23 protein-coding genes and 3 tRNA genes are annotated in these 18,253 nt (G+C 42.9%); 10 read left to right on the forward strand and 16 right to left on the reverse strand.

Annotated elements, in window-relative coordinates; genetic code table 11:
* Positions 1–13 precede the first annotated feature (13 nt).
* From HYY55_04130 to HYY55_04140, 3 genes are all read left to right on the forward strand, one after another.
* Positions 14–2,236: a serine protein kinase PrkA gene (locus tag HYY55_04130; protein ID QQG46120.1), complete on the forward strand. Its 2,223-nt coding sequence runs from the start codon at positions 14–16 to the stop codon at positions 2,234–2,236.
* Positions 2,237–2,324: 88 nt separating this feature from the next.
* Positions 2,325–3,860 (forward strand): glycosyltransferase family 2 protein, encoded by a 1,536-nt coding sequence (locus HYY55_04135; GenBank protein ID QQG46121.1) that lies wholly within the window; start codon positions 2,325–2,327, stop codon positions 3,858–3,860.
* Between the two features lie 87 nt (positions 3,861–3,947).
* Positions 3,948–4,538, forward strand: coding sequence for a hypothetical protein (locus HYY55_04140; GenBank protein QQG46122.1), 591 nt, complete (start codon positions 3,948–3,950; stop codon positions 4,536–4,538).
* A gap of 82 nt (positions 4,539–4,620) precedes the next feature.
* Here HYY55_04140 and recG read toward each other — a convergent pair whose 3' ends face one another.
* From recG to HYY55_04220, 16 genes are all read right to left on the reverse strand, one after another.
* Entirely contained in the window at positions 4,621–6,717 is a 2,097-nt protein-coding gene (gene recG, locus HYY55_04145) for an ATP-dependent DNA helicase RecG (GenBank protein ID QQG46123.1), read from the reverse strand.
* A gap of 2 nt (positions 6,718–6,719) precedes the next feature.
* Positions 6,720–6,791: transfer RNA gene (locus HYY55_04150), tRNA-Arg, on the reverse strand.
* Positions 6,792–6,807: 16 nt separating this feature from the next.
* On the reverse strand, positions 6,808–7,044 hold the full coding sequence (locus HYY55_04155; GenBank protein QQG46124.1) for a GIY-YIG nuclease family protein: 237 nt from the start codon (positions 7,042–7,044) through the stop codon (positions 6,808–6,810).
* 49 nt (positions 7,045–7,093) lie between these two features.
* The gene (locus HYY55_04160) at positions 7,094–7,558 is read right to left on the reverse strand and encodes a hypothetical protein (GenBank protein ID QQG46125.1); all 465 of its coding nucleotides are present in this window, start codon (positions 7,556–7,558) and stop codon (positions 7,094–7,096) included.
* A 41-nt stretch (positions 7,559–7,599) separates the two neighbouring features.
* The gene (locus HYY55_04165) at positions 7,600–8,004 is read right to left on the reverse strand and encodes a hypothetical protein (GenBank protein ID QQG46126.1); all 405 of its coding nucleotides are present in this window, start codon (positions 8,002–8,004) and stop codon (positions 7,600–7,602) included.
* The gene (locus HYY55_04170) at positions 8,001–8,501 is read right to left on the reverse strand and encodes a hypothetical protein (GenBank protein QQG46127.1); all 501 of its coding nucleotides are present in this window, start codon (positions 8,499–8,501) and stop codon (positions 8,001–8,003) included. Before HYY55_04170 ends, HYY55_04165 begins: the two co-directional genes overlap by 4 nt.
* 136 nt (positions 8,502–8,637) lie before the next feature.
* Positions 8,638–9,378, reverse strand: a complete 741-nt coding sequence (locus HYY55_04175; GenBank protein QQG46128.1) for a hypothetical protein — start codon at positions 9,376–9,378, stop codon at positions 8,638–8,640.
* A 20-nt stretch (positions 9,379–9,398) separates the two neighbouring features.
* On the reverse strand, positions 9,399–9,605 hold the full coding sequence (locus tag HYY55_04180; protein QQG46129.1) for a helix-turn-helix transcriptional regulator: 207 nt from the start codon (positions 9,603–9,605) through the stop codon (positions 9,399–9,401).
* Positions 9,606–9,930: 325 nt separating this feature from the next.
* On the reverse strand, positions 9,931–10,104 hold the full coding sequence (locus HYY55_04185) for a hypothetical protein (GenBank protein QQG46130.1): 174 nt from the start codon (positions 10,102–10,104) through the stop codon (positions 9,931–9,933).
* Between the two features lie 2 nt (positions 10,105–10,106).
* A complete protein-coding gene (locus HYY55_04190; GenBank protein QQG46131.1) occupies positions 10,107–10,592 on the reverse strand; it encodes a hypothetical protein in 486 nt (161 codons plus the stop codon).
* Between the two features lie 144 nt (positions 10,593–10,736).
* Positions 10,737–10,826, reverse strand: a tRNA-Ser gene (locus tag HYY55_04195).
* 4 nt (positions 10,827–10,830) lie between these two features.
* Positions 10,831–11,112 (reverse strand): hypothetical protein, encoded by a 282-nt coding sequence (locus tag HYY55_04200; GenBank protein ID QQG46132.1) that lies wholly within the window; start codon positions 11,110–11,112, stop codon positions 10,831–10,833.
* A 471-nt stretch (positions 11,113–11,583) separates the two neighbouring features.
* Positions 11,584–11,675: transfer RNA gene (locus tag HYY55_04205), tRNA-Ser, on the reverse strand.
* A gap of 196 nt (positions 11,676–11,871) precedes the next feature.
* Positions 11,872–12,090, reverse strand: a complete 219-nt coding sequence (locus HYY55_04210; protein QQG46133.1) for a type II toxin-antitoxin system HicA family toxin — start codon at positions 12,088–12,090, stop codon at positions 11,872–11,874.
* A complete protein-coding gene (locus HYY55_04215; GenBank protein ID QQG46134.1) occupies positions 12,083–12,301 on the reverse strand; it encodes a type II toxin-antitoxin system HicB family antitoxin in 219 nt (72 codons plus the stop codon). The genes HYY55_04210 and HYY55_04215 overlap by 8 nt, the downstream gene beginning before the upstream one ends.
* A 67-nt stretch (positions 12,302–12,368) precedes the next feature.
* Complete coding sequence (locus HYY55_04220) at positions 12,369–12,977, reverse strand: ComF family protein (protein ID QQG46135.1); 609 nt, start codon at positions 12,975–12,977, stop codon at positions 12,369–12,371.
* Positions 12,978–13,132: 155 nt separating this feature from the next.
* Here HYY55_04220 and pilM point away from each other — a divergent pair, with 155 nt between their 5' ends.
* From pilM to HYY55_04255, 7 genes are read left to right on the forward strand one after another with little or no spacing between them, the layout of a single operon-like run.
* Complete coding sequence (gene pilM / locus HYY55_04225) at positions 13,133–14,269, forward strand: type IV pilus assembly protein PilM (protein QQG46136.1); 1,137 nt, start codon at positions 13,133–13,135, stop codon at positions 14,267–14,269.
* A 20-nt stretch (positions 14,270–14,289) separates the two neighbouring features.
* A complete protein-coding gene (locus HYY55_04230) occupies positions 14,290–14,847 on the forward strand; it encodes a PilN domain-containing protein (GenBank protein QQG46137.1) in 558 nt (185 codons plus the stop codon).
* Between the two features lies 1 nt (position 14,848).
* Entirely contained in the window at positions 14,849–15,352 is a 504-nt protein-coding gene (gene pilO, locus HYY55_04235) for a type 4a pilus biogenesis protein PilO (protein ID QQG46138.1), read from the forward strand.
* On the forward strand, positions 15,352–15,651 hold the full coding sequence (locus HYY55_04240) for a hypothetical protein (protein QQG46139.1): 300 nt from the start codon (positions 15,352–15,354) through the stop codon (positions 15,649–15,651). Before pilO ends, HYY55_04240 begins: the two co-directional genes overlap by 1 nt.
* An 18-nt stretch (positions 15,652–15,669) precedes the next feature.
* Positions 15,670–17,382 carry a type II/IV secretion system protein gene (locus HYY55_04245; protein QQG46140.1) on the forward strand — a complete coding sequence of 571 codons (1,713 nt, stop codon included), beginning with the start codon at positions 15,670–15,672 and terminating at the stop codon, positions 17,380–17,382.
* Between the two features lie 18 nt (positions 17,383–17,400).
* A complete protein-coding gene (locus HYY55_04250; protein ID QQG46141.1) occupies positions 17,401–17,850 on the forward strand; it encodes a type II secretion system protein in 450 nt (149 codons plus the stop codon).
* Positions 17,851–17,862: 12 nt separating this feature from the next.
* The gene (locus HYY55_04255) at positions 17,863–18,252 is read left to right on the forward strand and encodes a response regulator (protein ID QQG46142.1); all 390 of its coding nucleotides are present in this window, start codon (positions 17,863–17,865) and stop codon (positions 18,250–18,252) included.
* Position 18,253: the final 1 nt, after the last annotated feature.

The following is an 18,253-nucleotide window of genomic DNA, read 5'->3' on the forward strand; positions in this document are numbered from 1 at the left end:
GGAGGTTGTCAAAATGGCGGATATTCAGGAAGCTCTTCAGTTTTTGGGGACCGAAGTTGATAGAAAGGATCAAAAGACTCTTTTGAGTTTTCCGGAATATCTGGAATATGTCTGCGAAAATCCGCAGATGGCCCTAAGAAATATTTTCAGATTGTTCTATGACATGGTCAAAGGCCGCGTCGTCGAAGAAGACGACGGACATCCGGACGATCCCGAGTCAGTAGGATTTAAAAAATACGACTGCTCAAAATTGCTGGTTGAGGGTGCCGATAATCCGTTTTTTGCCGACCGTCTTTTTGCCAACAGATTTGTAAGACAGGTGGAAAGCTTGAGGCAGGGATTTCAGCAGAACAGAATTTATGTCTACGAGGGCCCTTCGGGATGCGGCAAGAGCACTTTCTTGAATAACCTTTTGAGGTCTTTTGAAGATTATATGAGGACGGACGAAGGCCGAACGTTTGAGATTATTTGGGAAATAGACGAGGCGGCTTTTCAGGTAGGGGCTACCCCGTCGGCAGACCAGAACCGTCGAAAATTAATTGTTCCTTGTCCGAACCACGATCATCCTATACTGATAATTCCGAAAGAGCACCGGGTAAAATTTGTTGAAAAGCTGTTGGAAAATTCTAAGGCAAAAAAGATAATTTTGACTGAAAAAGATTATGAGTGGCTTTTTAGAGAAGAGGTTTGCACGATTTGTAAATCAATTTTTGTCTCTTCTTTGGAAAAACTGGGTTCAGTCGAAGAAGTTTTAAAGATGCTTAAAGCGAGGCCTTATAAGTTTGACAGGCGAGTTGGAGAAGGCATAAGCATTTTTAATCCCGGAGACAAACCGGTCTGGAGTGCCGCTGAAGGAGTGCCCGTAGAGGGGTTTTCCGCTAATAGGCAAATTCAAGACAAGCTTGACGAAATTTTCGGTCCGAATGCCGTTAGATATGTTTTTTCTCCCTTGGCCAAGACGAATGGCGGGATATACGTTTTAATGGATATTAAGGCGCATAATAAGGAGAGGTTTCTGGAGCTTCATAACGTAATTTCGGAAGGCGTGCGAAAGGTGGGAGACGTGGAAGAGTGCATAAATTCATTCTTTTTTGCTCTGATGAATCCGGAAGATAAAGCGGTTATTGAAGAAGCGAAGATGGAGTCTTTCCAGGGAAGGATACACTATAACAAAATTCCCTACGTTTTGGAACCGGCCACAGAAGTTAATATTTATCGCAGCGTATTTGGGCGGTCAATAGACAAACATTTTTTACCGAGGGTTCTAGATAATTTTGCCAGAGTCATAATTTCCGGGCGCATGAACACGGAATGTGAGACCTTGAAAGGGTGGATTCCGAACCTTAAAAAATACGATATTTACTGTGATAAAGACGGTCTTTTGTTGAGAATGGAAATATACGGCGGGGTTATCCCGACATGGCTTTCCGAGGAAGAAAAAAAGAAGTTTACGGCGTCCGTTAGAAGGAGTCTGATCGCCGAGGGAGAAAAAGAGGGAAACAAGGGGTTTTCCGGCAGGGACTCAATTGGTCTTTTCAACAGTTTCCTCGTTATTTATGGGGGAAGGTTGGGCTTGATTAACATGGAAAATGTCGTTGACTTCTTTAAAGACAAGATAGGAAAAGAACGTCGGGATAAGAATATACCAAAAGAATTTCTCGCTTCTCTCCTGGGCTCGTACGATTACGCTGTTTTAGGCGAAGTAAAAGAAGCCCTTTATTTTTACAATACGGATCAGATTCAAAAAGATATACTGAATTATCTTTGGGCCGTAAACTATGAAATTGGAAGTAAAACAAGGTGTGGATACACGGGCGAAGAGTTGGAAGTCACGATTGATTTTTTTAAGTTGATGGCGGGCCGGATTAGCGGAGAAGAAATGACTAACACTGCGGCTCTGAAATTTGCCCAAGACATTCAGAAGAAATACGTCACCTCCATTGCCAGAGAGCGTGTCAATATCGTCGAAACAGAGCTATATAGGGAGATTTTCGGCGATTATGTTGGGAATCTAAAGGAGAAAGTGCTGGAGCCCTTTGTCGGAAATGACAGTTTCCGGGAAGCAATAAAATCTTATGGAACCAAAGAATTTGATACTTTTGACAGGCGCCTTAGGGAACACGTGGCTTATATGATTAAGAGTCTGATGGGGAATTTCGGCTATACTCAGCAGGGCGCGAAAGAAATCTGTCTTTACGTTTTAGACAAAAAACTGAATGATAAATTTTCTTCTTAAATAGTATTTTAAACGCGGGGTCAGCCCGCGTTTTGATTTTTAACGGCAGGTCTTTTTTGTTTCGGTTTTTGAGGATAAAATATCAAGAATGGTTTATCCGTATCTGCATATAGCAAGCCACAAGGATTTAATCGGGCGCGACCGCGTTATTTACCGCGCGCTTGAAATTCTACCCGGATTTTTAAGCTGGGGGACTCTTGGCGCGGTAGTCTTTTTTTCGTGGGCTTCTCCGGTAGGCATAGCCATTTTTATAATAATTTTTGACGTCTACTGGCTGATAAAAACTTTTTATTTGTCTTTTCACCTTCGCGTGAACTGGAAAAGGCTTAAGCGTAATTTAATTATTGACTGGGAAGCGCGGCTTCAGAATTTAAAATGGGATCATGTTTGGCAGATGGTTATACTACCGATGTATAAAGAGGATTATAAAGTTGTTGCCGAAAGTCTGGATGCTCTTTTAGGCGCAAAATGGCCCAAAGAAAAGATGATTATTGTGCTGGCCGCCGAAGAGCGCGCGAGACCCGAAACGGAAAACGCCGTTAAAAAACTGGAAGAAAATTATTCAGGCAAATTCGGTCGATTTTTGGTAACATGGCATCCTGTGGGTCTTGAGGGTGAAATTTCCGGCAAGGGCTCCAATACCGCGTGGGCTTCTAGAGAAGTTAAAGAAAAAATAATTGACGCTGAACAAATTCCTTATGAAAATATTCTGGTTTCATCTTTTGATATAGATACACAGGTTTATCCGCAGTATTTTTTATGCCTTACTTATAATTTTCTGGTTGCCGAAAATCCTTATCGTTCGTCATATCAGCCGGTTCCGATTTTTAATAATAATATCTGGAATACTCCGGCCTTTTCGCGGGTGGTGGCGACCTCCGGAACTTTTTGGCAGATGATGCAGCAGGAGCGCCCGGAGCGGCTATCCACTTTTTCTTCGCATTCAATGAGTTTCAAAATGCTTGTTGATGTGGGGTTTTGGCAGAAAAATATGGTTTCTGAAGATTCTAGAATTTTTTGGAACGCCGTTTTGTTTTACGACGGCGATTACGAGGTTATGCCGCTCGCTTATCCGGTTTCAATGGACGCTAATGTCGGAAGAAGTTTGTGGCAGACGATGAAGCAGGTCTATAAACAGCAAAGACGTTGGGCTTGGGGCGTTGAAAATGTGCCGTATCTTTTATTCGGTTTTTTGAAAAATAAAAAAATACTTTTCGCGAAAAAACTGCGTTTTATTCTTACTCAGCTTGAGGGGTTTTGGAGTCTGGCCACAAATCCCATTTTGATTTTTATTCTTGGATGGCTGCCGTTGGTTTTAGGAGGAGATGAGTTTAATGCCACGCTTCTCTCTTATAATCTGCCGCGTATAACCAGGATTTTGATGACTATTGCGATGCTTGGCTTGGTTGTTTCGGCTATAATTTCAACTTCTCTTTTGCCGCCGCGGCCCGCCGGAGTGAAAAAATCAAAATTCGCCCCAATGATTTTGCAGTGGCTTTTAATTCCTTTCACCATAATAATTTTTGGCGCGATTCCCGGCCTTGATTCGCAAGCGCGATTAGCTCTGGGTAAACCTCTGGGGTTTTGGGTCACGCCAAAAATACGCAAAACTGTTTTAGATTAACAATTAAACCAGCAAACAGCGTTATAAACAGCATTACTAATAATTAACATTCACTTACGGCCGTTAACCTGTGTTATTGTAAAGTCTATGGCTAGTAAAAAGGGAAAAATCGCTAGAATCAGAAAAAGCGTCTTAAAGTCAACCGTTTTGGAGGTTTTGAACGCTCTTGGTGAGGCGTCTATTGAAATTATTGATCAGGGTTTCCTTAATCCAAAATATGCTTTTACCCACCCAACCAGAGAACTCCTGGGTTTAAATAAAAAATATAAATATTACAGCGCAGAAGAACGTAAAAATCTGTTTGCTGTGGTTGTAAGCCGTCTTCAAAAAGAAGGTCTTATTGAGAAGTTAACGACAAAAAAAGGAATGTTGTGGAAAATTAATTCCAAAGGGTTAAGTTTTTTAGAAAACCATGACGGACTTTATAAATTGCCTCCAAAAGACGGCAAAACCCGCATTTTTAGTTTTGATGTTCCGGAAAAGGAGAGGTGGAAAAGAGACAGACTGAGAACCATCCTGGTTTCTTGCGGTTATGAAATGCTTCAGCAAAGTCTCTGGATGGGAGAGAGTCCCATGCCCGCCAAGGTTTTTGACGAATTAAAATCTTTGAATCTAATGTCTAAGATTCACTTTTTTGAAGTTTCTAAAAAGGGCACGCTTAAACAAATTAATATTTGACTATTTAACATTCGATAACGGCCGTAAGTGAATGTTAATAAAGATATTTCCATCATGTTTTTAGGGTAAGAACGGGACGCCTTTACTCAAAATGAAGATTTTCAAAGCGAGGCACAAGCGATTTGAGCGCGGGATAATTTTTTAATTCAAAGTCCTTTTGCAAAAGTTTTTGTGCTTCCAATCTCGCGGCTTCAACCATTTTTATATTCTTCAGGGCCTCCATTCCGATATCCGAAATGCCCCACTGTTTTGAGCCCGAAAGCTCTCCGGGTCCGCGAAATTGCAAATCGTATTCGGCAAGCTCAAATCCTGTATTCGCATCAGTCAGCGCTTTAAGGCGGGCTAGAGTTTTTTGAGAAGGGGATTCGGTAAAAATAAAACAATACGCCTGGTGAGTGCTTCTTAAAATTCGTCCGCGAAGCTGATGCAATTGCGCAAGGCCAAAGCGCTCCGCGCCCTCAATCATAATAATTGTGGCATTAGGCACGTTTACGCCCACCTCAATTACTGAAGTCGCCACGAGTATTTTAGTTTTATTTTCTCTGAACGAGTTCATCTCTTTCTCTTTTTCTTTGGGTGTCATTTTGCCGTGGAGTATTCCGATTTCAAATTCGGGGAAGATACTCGCGGAAAGTTTTTTATGTTCCTCCTTTACGGATTTCATCTCAAGAGATATTTTTTTTGCGGCAACAGAATTTTCTTCAATGCGCGGGCATACGACATACGCCTGGCGTCCTTGCGAAATTTCCGCGCGCATTTGCTCGTAAGCGCGGGCGCGCTGGCTCGGAGGCACTATGACCGTTATCACTTTTTTTCTTCCCGGCGGCATTTCATCCAGTATTGTCAGGTCTAGGTCGCCGTAAATAGTCAGCGCCAGCGTTCTCGGTATCGGAGTGGCGGTCATGCTTAAAAGATGTGGCGTGGATTTTTGGGCGAGCATTGCCCTTTGATTGACTCCGAAGCGATGCTGTTCATCTATCACAACCAAACCAAGGTTCCTGAATTTTATTTTATCCTGAATAAGCGCGTGCGTTCCGATTAGAATCGGCACTTGCCCGGACCCGACGAATTTAATGAGCTGGCTCCGGCTTAAATGGGTGTCTTTTGCGGGGTATGCTTTTGAGGGAAATTTGCGGAATTCCGCCGATGTGGCGAGCGCCACCGCCAAGCGATAGTTTCGGAACCGCTCTATGAATTCCTGGTAGAGTTGACGCGCCAAAACCTCGGTCGGCGCCATATAGGCCACTTGTTTTCCGTTTGAGGCCGCGGCGTACGAGGCTATGGCCGCGATGACAGTTTTTCCGGAGCCGACATCTCCTTCCAAAAGGCGCGACATCGGTTTGGAGTAGCTTATGTCCGCCAATATCGCGGCCACGGATTTTTCCTGCGCCGAAGTTAGGGCATACGGAAGAGACGACCGGAATTCTTTTATTTTTTCTTGGTCAATATTTATGGCTCCGGCTTCAAGTTTGTCGCGTTCAATCCTTTTTCTTTGGCGGTCAAGCTGTATTAAAAATATTTCTTCAAAAGCGAATCGTTTGCGCGCCGCCTCGGACATTTTTTCTTTTTTGGGCAGATGTATTGCCAGAAGCGCGGTCCTTAACGACGGCAGATTATAATTTTTCAAAATTTCCGCGGGAATCGGGTCATTTAAACCGGCCGGCAAGTTTTTTAGTATTTTTTTAATAGCGAACTGGAACCATTTTGAATGCAAACCTCTGGTTTCCGGATAAATCGGACTAAGCCCGTCTTTATTTTCTTGTTCGTATTGAACTACGCCTTCGCGATAGTCGGGATTGGCCATGTAGAGCCCTTTTTTATTCCGCTGCACTTTTCCGGAAAATGAGTACTCTTTTTCGGGAGTTAAAATGTTGGCCATATACGGCTGGTTGAACCAGGTTATGCGAAGTGTCCCCGTGCCGTCGGACACTATCGTTTCGGCAATCGCCATTCTTCTGCGCCAGGTTTTAAGCGTTTTTGAAGATATGACACGGCCGGAAACGGCGGCTTCGTCTCCTTCCGCGAGATCGGCTGCGGCCTTGGGAATATGGAATTTTTCGTATCTGGCCGGAAAATGCCAAAGTAAATCACGCACGGTTTTAAACCCCGCGCGCTCTAAAATGTTTTTTTGTTTTTCGGTCAGGCGGAGATGATTATTTAAGGCGTCGTTAAAATCCATTGTGCCCTCGAGAGGAATCGAACCTCTATTACAAGCTCCGCAAGCTTGCGTCCTGTCCGTTGAACGACGAGGGCCTCACACCTGCTTGGTTTAAGTAATACAACCTTTAATTCTTCTTTTCAACTGTAAATATGCGTTGCCCCTTAATTTTATACTATATTCTCTGTGTTTTGCATTATTTTCATTACAATAAGCTTCATAATAAACAAGTTGCCACCCGCCTCTGTTTTTGGTTGATAGCACTTCGTTGGAGTTGTGTTGTGTAAATCTTTTCTTAAGATCACTAGTGTAACCAAAATATAAATTGTCGTTTTTGGTGTTTTTCAAAATATAAAAATAATACATAAGTCAAGTAGGTGTGAGGCCGAGGGCATTTCTAAAAACCAAGACGCTCAGCGATTATTTCCGAAAGCGATTCTTTGGTTTCTTCTTCTTTCAAGGCGCGGCCGATGATAGCTCGTATTTCATTAGGGTCGGCCGACCCGAGCGGCAATATAAATCGAGACATTAGAACTCTTTTTGATATTATTTCAAGCTCTTTTTTTCGCGGCGGCTCGTATTTTATCCAGAATGACCGCAAGGATTCATACGGATAAAATCTGTCGGCAATTTGAACGCCCCGGGCGTTTATTATAAATTTTATTGTCCGCGGCCTTTTCGCGCCGTAAAGCGCTATGGTAAATCCGGCAAGCACAATAAAACTAGCAAAAAGAATGTTTTTGATCAACAAAGCGACGATAGCCAGAGCCAGCGTAAAAACGCCCAAAATCCAAAACCACTCCGCGGATTTCGGCGCGTGTTCGTATTCTGGCGCCGACCACAAAACGGAATTACTGTCCATAATATAAATATAACGCAACCGGCGAAAAGAAAAAGCCCGGCTTATTGGCCGAGCAACTCTTCAATCAGTTTTTTTTCTTCCAAAATCTTTTGAACTTCTCGTTTCTGTTCGTCAGCCATTTCTTTAAATCTTAGTTTTGGAAAAAACAGAATTGTATCATTGGGGCATGATGAGCCCTCAACATTCCCACTGATTGTATAGCGAACCAATACGCGGTCCCGGTTCTCGGCAATGATGGTGATTTTGCCGCCGGTTTTAAGATGGCACATGTCCCCGTAGGCAAATTCGTCGGGCCCGTTTTTTATCGGTTTTAGATTTTTTACGATTACCAGTTCCGGCGAGGTGACTTTTATGGTATCACCCTTTTTTATTTCAGACGTGGCGCCGGAGGTGGCGAGCGCGAAGAGACCGACAATTAACGATATCAGCCAGACCTCTTTTTTCATTTGGCACCTCTTTTGCGGTCGGGTTTTATTGACACCTGATTATCCCCGCCCGTTATTGCGTGCTTGGCAATTTTCACGTTGGGGAATAATTTCACAATAATTCGTCTCAGCACTCGATTTCTTCGTTCAATTTTCAGTTCGCCATTGATGAAATCTTTGGGAAGCATGTCTGTATCGGTTAGGGTAATTGTCCGAATAAAGTGTTCTTCGCCGATAAATTCTTCAAAGCAGAGTCGTCCAAAATGTAGCATGCCGCTGTCTTTGTAGAAATTATCCCGGCGGGTCGGTTCCAAGCCAGGAATCAATGACACCATAAGCTTTTGAAGCTCTTCCATCTTGAAAGTGCCCTTTACGGGAGCTACATGGCAATAAACAATTTGGCTATAGCAAGTAAATTCAGTTGACAAGTGCTCTGACAGAACGGTTTCAAAAAATATCTTTTTATTTCTCTTAAGCGCATCTAGTATCTTCGAGTATTTGGTCGCGGGCTTGCTCACCTTTTCTCCTTTTCGGGTTTTTGGTTTTCAATATCCGAGGCAATTATGGCATAGCGTATATAAAAAATCAAGCGCTTGACCGGAGCGGAAAGGAGGATTTCAAGTTTTTCGCGGGCGTTAGCCCGCTAACAAAATCTTACAGATTTTGTTCTTTGACGGCAAATTCTTTTTTGGTACTGTCAAAATTAATAAAAAATATTATGGATACAACCGTAAAGAATGAGTATACAACATCAATTAGTGTGTCTGTTGCAATACTTGTAGCAAAGTTATCGGGTAGAAACCAATAAGGCACTCCTGCAATAACTCCAACAATCAACCCCAATAACCCAAATACTAAAGAGTATCCGGCGACTTTCCACCACCTACCTTTTACAATGGCCTTACTATAATCTAAAGCACTTTTTCCAGATTTGTCTTGCAAGACAACAATATACAATACGAATGACCAGTAAACATAGTAGATAATTCCTGGAATTATTAACAATAATGTTAATCCCAATAAAAAGATACCAAACAAGATATTAGTTCCTATTGCTGCTGGCCATCTAGACATGGATTTTTTAAGTGCTTGGCCAAAACTGATTGTTTGCCCATCTATCTTGGATTTAATAATATACGCAATTGCCATTGATGCGATTATTCCAATTAAGCCCTCAAAAATCTGAATAACTTTCATGTAAATCTTAAAACCCCGCAAAGTGCCCCATTGTTCCATTAATGCATCAATGGGAATAAAAGCCAATATAATATTAACCGGTATGTAAACAACTAAAGTTATTAGCAAAATTAACTGAAAATTTTCTTTAAATTTCTTCCAAGATTCTGAAAGAATTTTCCCAATAGTATATTCTTTATTATAGATTTCTTGTTCCATATTTTTAGGTTAGTTAATTATTATTTTAACAAATCCTCTATATTAACATCAAGCGCCCTAGCGATCTTCGCCATAGTTTGGACGCTCGGCTTATTAACTGTGCCACTTTCGACCTTCATAAGCGTTGTATATTTAATATCAGCTTTCTTGGCTAAATCGTCTTGGGTTAAGCCAAGTTTAGCGCGTAATTTCCTGATATTCCCGCTGATTGTTTTTCCACTTATCATATAAATAAAGTTTTGGTAGTATTATGATATATGAGAATTTTATCTCTAATGTAATACCACCAAATAAAATGAATTTAATCAATAAAAATTCGAAAAGCCCGCTTCTGGCCTTACTGAATTCAAAACGGCTTGAAATTTCCCCGAAAAACGGCTGGCGAGCCCGCGTAGCGGGCGAGCCAATGACTTCATTTCCTAACTGGCGGGGACGATGTCCGCAACTTTGAACCGGTGGTATCCCGCAAAACCATTAGTTTTGCTCGTACGGATAAAATTATATGCAAACTGCGACGAATATACAAAGAAAATCCTGCCTCTTTTGATATTCCTATTTTTGCCCAAAAACAGTATTAAACACCCTCTCCACTTCTTTGCCAGACAGCTTTGAGCCCGCAAGACGAGTTGATGCGCCTGTGGAGGTTATCAGAGTGACACGACGAAGTTCCGCCAATCTTTCTGGTGAAATACCAGAAAGCTTTTTGATAGATTTAGGATTTTTCATGTCTATTTTTTTAATTTTGTCCTAAATATTTTAACTTGCTCGAGGTCATGCTCAATTGGGCTGCGCGCCATTTCAATTTTTTCTCCCTCCATTTCATCTTCGGCGTTCTCTTCCAGGGCATCAAATTCCTTAAGGCTTTGTTCTAGCTCCTGCTGTCGTTGTGCAAGTAACTCATCGGCCTTAGTCGGATCAATATCAATGATAGAAATTTCAGGGCTTGAATCGTAGTATTCCGCCATTGCATTATCATCGTAATCAAAATCAGCCGGGTCTATCTTCTCCGGTATTTTTGAACTGTCATAGAGTCCTTTTTTAATTTTTGGCGTTCCATCCGTATCAAATACTAGACTAGTAAGCAAACGCCTTCCTTCCGGAACTGTAGTATCTACTCCGAGTTGCTCCGATCGAAATTTTATTCCCCCATGAAATCTTCCCTCTTTTTGTTCTAACTTTGAACGAGAATCGGGGGCTTGCTCAGGATTTTCCATATATTTATATTAAGTTAAAGTATTATAAATGTAAATCTTTCTTGTATAGTTCGAATCCCTTCAGGGTTCTTACATTTTACCACTTTCCCATTTTGAAATGTTGCGTAAAATAAGGGAATTTTTACTGCTATTTTCTAAAACTACTGGCGGAGACGGGAGGATTCGAACCTCCGGTACCCTTTCGGATACTCCGGTTTTCAAGACCGGTGCCTTCAACCGCTCAGCCACGTCTCCCTATTTATTGCACAAGCAATTTTTGAAGTTCTGCGGGAAGGTTATTTTGGATGCCCTGCGTTTGGTTTAATGTTCCCAACAACCCTTGATATAAATTCAAAACGTTATTGAGATAGGGCTGTATCTGCCAGAAGCCAAGGATGGTCAGGGCAATTATAACGACCCATTTTGCCGTTTTCAAGGCCCTTTGCCAAAAAATCCTCCGTTCCATTTTTTTCACTATGCCGAGAACTTTTCGCGACAGCTCCAGGTTTTCCGTCAATAATTTTCGTTCGTCATCACCCATTATTAGATTATAAAACAAAAGCCGGCCCCAAAAAAGAAGCCGGCTGGTTTCGCGCGTTTAGTTCAGTCGAAAGACTTTTTAACCGCTCTATATACTGTTACCGATGCCGCAGAAACACATACCACAATCATAAATACTGAAAAAATAAAAATTACGTAAGTATTTTCCAAAAACCGTTTGAGATTCTTTTTGTTCATTTGACCTCCCTACCCCCTCTCTTGATTGGAAATGTGCTACTCGGCTAACAGTCTAGCACTATGTTTAATGAATTGTCAAACGAAAACAGAAACTCTTTCGAGTTTTTGTTTTCAAAAAATTAAGATGAAAAAATTTCTTTTGCTCTCATTGATAAATCTTTTTCCTTTTCGCCAAAAAAAGCCCTTTCAAATCGTGAAGTTTCTATTGGCGGAGGGGGTGGGATTCGAACCCACGCGAGGCTTTTTAGACCCCCACGGATTAGTCCCGCAAGAATGGCGGTGGGTAGAGGATTCGAACCTCTGTGGCGCTTTTTACACGCCCGTGGATTAGCAATCCACTGCTTTAAGCCGCTCAGCCAACCCACCGCCATTCCGACGGGATCCTCGAAAAATATATTCGCTTCACTCGTTATTTTTCGGGACAATCCGCTCCGTTAAACCGCTCCGGCACGCTTCCAAGTTCTTTTGAATCATACAAAAATTATCGTTTGGCGGCAACTTTTTCTTACCTCGCAACCAGGTAGTGAAAATCCGACTAATTGATTTTGCTCGCGCCGGATTTTTATTTGTTTCTAAAGTCGGATTCTTTTAGTCCCGACTGAAGTAAAATTGACCGAAAAGTCCCATACGGAATTTGCTTTTTGGCCATTTTCACGATGACAGTTTTTGCTGGTGAATCAAGTTTACGAAACTTAGCATGCGCGCCTTTCTGCGAAACGAAAAAGAAGCCCTTAACTTTAAGAACTCTAATAATAATTCTTAAATCTACCGGTTTAGGCATGCTGGAGTTCCAGCGGAATTATATCAGGTCGTTCCACACTAGATGCTTTGGAAAAAGGAATGTCTTCAAAATATAGTTCTAACGCTTCCCGCAAAGCTTCAAAAGCTTTTTTCCTGGTGTCGCCAAAGCTGGAAATTCCCGTATTTAGATTCCACGAAACATAATTTTTGCCTTCTTTCCAGATAACATTTTTTAAAATGATTTTACGCATACGATTATATTCCCAATTATATAATAAAAGGAAAACAAGTCAAAGCCACAATGTATTCCGAAATTCACTACCTGGCGACCGCCGCGCAGATTATTTTTTTAACTCCGGCTTTTTTTAAAACGCGGCCAGCTTCTGCCATTGTCGCGCCCGTAGTATAAATATCGTCCACTATGACGGCAAATTTCGGCGGAGAAAAGTTTTCTTTAAGCGCGAAAACCCCTTTAATATTTTCCAGGCGTTCGGCGCGGTTTTTAATTTCGGCCTGCGGTTTTGTTTCGCGGACTTTAATCAAAATAGGCGAGTGTTCAAGATTTAAAATTCTTGCCAGATGGCAAGCCAAAAGTTCGGCCTGATTAAAACCGCGGGCTCTTTTTCTTCGCTCGGTCATTGGAATGGCGGCAATGATCGGCTTGAGATCGTATTTTAGATACGGTCTCAAGTCTTGAGCCATTATTTCAGCAAGCTCCTCGGCAATGTCGCTAGCCGATGAATATTTTAATTTACGCAAAGCCATTTTTATTGCCGGCTCGCGGTAAGAAAAAGAGGTCAAGGCGAAATCCATATTTTTCGGATAGAAAATGTCGGGATCGCGGATTTCCGTCAGGCATTTCAAACACAAGTACTTTCCTTTTGCGCCGCAGCTGAAACAGGAACGCGGGAATAGAATTTCTGCCAAAAAAGCCCAAATTTTATGGGGACTAAGGATGCGTTGCGCGCGTAATATTGATTTGTGGATAAACAATGGCATCAATAGCGATTATCCTATGATATAATAAAGTAGGCAAAGCCCAGCAGAATTGGGGGTCGGAATAATTTTGCCATTGGATATGCATGTCCGCGATTTCATTTTTCAAGAATCTGTCATTGCCGTCAGGCTTTTGGCCCTGGAAAAAGGAGGGCGAGAGCGTTTTGGGTATTGATTTCGGCTCTTCTTCAATTAAATTAGTTGAGCTCCATAGACACCAAGAGCGGGCAAAGCTGATGACTTACGGAGAATTGGCGCTGGGTCCTTACGGCGGAACAGAAGTCGGAAGAGTCAGCAAGCTGGTTGAAATCAAGGCAAAAGAATCTTTGGAAGACCTGATGCGTGAAGCGTCCGCAAAATCCAAAGAAGCCATTGTCGGAATACCGGTGCGCTCAAGTTTCGTCACCATAATTGAAATGCCGCTGATGAGTGAAAAAGAAGTGGGCGAGGCTATAAAATTTGAGGCAAGACGCTACATTCCCGTTCCGCTTTCGGAGGTGATTCTTGATTGGTGGGTAATTCCCGAAACATTTGCCGTAAATCACGAGGGAGGAGATGACGAAGGTTTGGTTAAGAAAAAAAAGGTAATGTCAGTTCTTTTGGTCGCGATTCATAATGAAGTCGTTGAAAAATACAGGTCTTTTATGGCCGCGGCCGGAATCAAAATAGCCGGATTTGAAATAGAAATATTCAGTGCTTCGCGTTCGTTAATCGGTAATGACTTGGCCCCCATGCTTTTGATGGATTTCGGCGCTTCATCAGTGAAGATGACCATAGTTGATTATGGAATCGTGCGGATGGTTTACGCTTATGAGCGCGGCGCGCAAGCCATAACCGATGCTATTTCGGGAGCGCTGAGCGTGGATTTCGCCCGAGCCGAAGAAATGAAGCGCGCTATCGGCATATCGTCAAAACCGGAGCATCTGGAGCTTAAAAGCGTTATTGAGCCGATTTTGGACGCGTGTCTCGCGGAAGCCAGCCGTCTAATGGTTGATTACCGGCTTAAATCCGGCAGATCAGCAAGCAGGGCAGTGCTTTACGGCGGAGGCGCGATGCTGAAAGGACTAGCGGACAAAGTAGCCGAACGCTTTGGTCTGGAAGTTTCAATAGGCCAGCCGTTTGGCCGTCTGGAATATCCTCTTTTGGTGCAGCCGGCGGTAAAAGATGTCGGGCCGGCGTTTGCCACAGCCATCGGACTCGGTCTAAGGGGGTTACAGCAATAATCAAGAAACAATAATCAAACATGGTTGATCAGACAACATTTATTCCAAAAACCTCGGCGGTTAAATTGCCTTATCGGGCAAGAGGTTTGGGATGGCTTAGCGGTTTGTCTTTGATTTTTTTCATACTCTCATTACTTTTGTCTTTCGGCCTGTTTTTTTACCGAAGTTATCTTGAGGGTCAGATAAAAACCCTCGCGAATAATTTGCAAAAAGTTGAAAAAGAGTTTGAACCCGGGCTTATTATTGAATTGCAAAAAACGGTCAAAACCATAAATTCAACCGGAGATTTGCTTAATAAGCACGTGGCTCTTTCGAGACTTTTTGATTTTTTGGAGGAGAATACCATTTCAGACGCGCGTTTTTTTAATTTTTCTTATGATAAAAGCGGCGTGCAGATGTCCGGAACCGCGAGGTCTTACGCGGCGCTGGCTCAGCAATCCTTGGTTTTTGAGCAAAGCCGTCTGATTAAAAACGTTTCTTTTTCCAATTTTAATCTGGCCTCGGATGGTTTTGTTAATTTCAACGTTAAATTTACCGCCGAACCCGAGCTTATTTTTTATCAAGCGTCAACAAATTAAGATGCGTTTAGCCATTTCAATCATTTTATTGCTCGCGGCGCTCTCCCTGCTTTTTTTCTGGGGGAGAACTCTCTGGAACGATATACAGGTTCTTCGCGTTGAAAAAAGTTCTTACGAATCCGTAATTGCCCGCCTCAATACGCTGCGTAAAACCCGCGATAATCTTTTAGCAAGCTATAATGCCATTTCGGCTCAAGAGCTGAAAAAAATTAAAAATTTCTTGCCGGAAAACGCGAATCACGGTTTGTTCGTGGTGCAGATGTCTAATATGGCCAATGAAAGCGGGCTTTTGTTGAAGAATATAAATATCGCGGCGCGCGAAGAGCGGTCGTCTGAAGTGCCGGTGTCAATTTCCGTTTCCGGAAGCTACCAAAATTTTATTGGCTTTTTAAATCGTCTTGAACGCAGTTTGCGGCTGATTGACGTTGCTAAATTGTCCTTTACTGCCGGCCGCGACGGTTTCTATGATTTCAATTTAGAAGCTAAAACTTATACTCAAAAATAATGTCAGGCAATTTGCGTTCAACAATATTAATAATCCTGATTGTGGCTGCCATTTTGGGTTCGGCCGTGATTTGGTACAGGTTTTTTACTTCCCGGCCGGTGGAGCCCGTAACCGGCGTTTCATTCAACAATATGGCGGTCGGTTCGCAAAGTTTGCTTACGCTTCTGGAGTCTTTGGAGGGCCTCAAATTTGACTTAGGGATTCTTGATAATCCGCTTTATAAAAGTTTGCAGGATTTTACGCCGAATATCCAAGCGCCCGAACTGCGCGGACGCGCCAATCCCTTTGCTCCGTTATAAAAATAACTTTAAATAGATATGGTTGATGTTTCTTTTATTGACCGCCTGGCAGAATACGGAGTTTTAAGCCAGAGCGATGCTAATCAGATAAAAACAGATGCCGCGTCCGGACGGGCTGACGCGGAGTCTTTGCTCGCGGCTAAAAACGTGCCGCCGAAAGAAATCCTAAGAGCCAAAAGCGAAACTTATGGCGTGCCGGCCTATGAGCTTGAGGGCAGAAAAGTCCCTTTTGATGTTTTGAAATACATTCCCGAAGAATCGGCCCAGCATTATAGATTCGCGCCGCTTGACGTTAAAGACGGAGTTTTGGAAGTGGGGGTTTTGGACCCGGCGAATATCGAAGCCAGGGAGGCGTTGAAATTCATAACTTCAAAAACCAATGTGCCCTTTAAAATTTACGCGATATCTCTGAAAGATTTAAATGAGATTCTGGAAGAATATAAAAGTCTGGGTGGCGAGGTGACCAAAGTTCTTTCGGAATTTGAAATTGCTTTGCAGGAAGAAAAGCCGGAGGTTTCGGCTAAAGAAATGATGAAAGAGGGGGGGTTTGTGGAAGAGGCGCCGGTTACCAAAATGGTCGCGGTGATAATAAAACACGCTACTGAAGGCCGGGCGTCGGACATTCATATTGAACCGGCAAAGGATAAGATCCGCGTCAGGTTCAGGGTGGACGGCATTCTTTATACGAGTTTATTGCTGCCGCTCAATATGCGTGAGGCCATTGTTTCCAGATTGAAAATAATGACCAATATGAAGCTTGATGAGAAGCGAAAACCTCAAGACGGGCGCTTTTCGGCTAAAGTTGAGGGGAGGGAAATAGATTTCAGAGTTTCAACCTTGCCCACGGCTTTCGGGGAAAAAGTCGCCATACGAATATTGGATCCCGAAAGCGCCACTCTTGATTTGACAAAACTTGGCCTTGAGGGCCGCAATTTCTCGGTAATTGAGCATGCCTTGAAGGAGCCTTACGGCCTGATTCTTCTTACGGGGCCGACCGGCTCCGGCAAGACAACCACTCTTTATGCCATGCTTAAGACCATCAATAACGAGAAATACAACATAATAAGCCTTGAAGACCCGATTGAATATAATATCGCCGGCGTTAACCAATCTCAGGTGCGGCCGGAGATAGGATATGATTTTTCTTCCGGCCTTCGTTCTATTTTGCGCCAAGATCCTGATATAATATTGGTAGGAGAGATTCGGGACAAAGAAACAGCCGGCCTTGCTATACACGCGGCGCTTACGGGACATTTGGTTTTATCAACTCTGCACACTAACAATGCCGTAGGCGCGATACCAAGATTGGTAGATATGGGGATAGATAGGTATCTGATAGCGCCGACATTGGTTGCGGTAATAGCTCAAAGATTGACCCAGACTTTGTGTCCGGATTCGCGCCGTCCCATGAAAATAGCCGGCAATCTGAAAGAAAAAATAGAGGATGAATTGAAAGACGTTCCGGAGCCGACCAAAAGCACCATAAAAATGCCGAAAGAGATTTATGAAGCCCAACCGTCGGCAATGTGCCCCAAGGGAACAAGGGGGCGAATAGGAGTTTTTGAAGTTTTGGCCGCGAGTAAAGAGCTGGAAAAAGTTATTTTGACCGAACCAAGCACTGAAAATCTGGAACGTGAAGCTCGGCGCCAGGGAATGATTACCATGCGCGAAGACGGGGTGCTTAAAGTGCTGAAAGGCCAGATAGGCATTGAGCAGTTGGCGCAATTATAACGCGAAACAAATACACGAATGCGCACAAATGATACGAATAAAAAAATAATGGGGTTCACCTTAATCGAGCTCGTGGTGGTCGTGGCCATAGCATTTTTTATTTTATCTCTTGTCTTTGTTTTAATGCGTGACGCCAAAACTCGTTCCCGAGATGCCAGGCGCGAAGAGGATGTCAAGCAAATTCAAAATTCTTTAGGCGTCTACCAGATTAATCGCCGTCAGTTTCCGTCTTGTTCTCTCGGCGTAATTAACGGCGCAAGCGATTGTTTGTCGCAAGCTCTTTTTGACGAAGGCGCTGTCGGCGCGGTCGCGATTGATCCTTTGGGCGGAGGCAGCGGCACGTGTCTGGCCGGAGGCTCTTATGTATATTGTTACGAATCCGGGGGGCTGGATTACACCTTGCATTATAATTTAGAAACTGATTCCATACCCGGCAAATCGGCTGGTTGGCAGCAGGTTAAACCTTAAATTCTAAGCATTATGACTGATGAAATAAAGAAAAAAATACTTATTGTAGATGATGATGAATTTTTACTGGATATGTACGCGATTAAATTCCGCGAATCGGGCTTTGAAATTGAAGTGACTATTTCCGGCCCCAGCGCTTTGGATAAAATAAAAAACGGATTTAGTCCCGACATCATACTTTTGGATATAGTTATGCCCGGAATGGACGGCTTTGAATTTTTAAAACAGCTGAAAAAAGAGAATCTTGCTCCGAGTGCTGAGGTGGTTATTTTGACCAATCTCGGCCAAAAAGAGGACGTGCAAAAAGGGCTGGCTATGGGCGCTAAGGATTATGTGATTAAAGCCCATCACACGCCGTCGGAAATAGTGGCCAAGGTTAAAAGCATCCTTTCAAATTTATAGT

The organism is Candidatus Niyogibacteria bacterium (genome assembly GCA_016432485.1).
In the GTDB taxonomy this organism is placed as follows: Bacteria; Patescibacteriota; Minisyncoccia; order HO2-45-28; family HO2-45-28; genus HO2-45-28.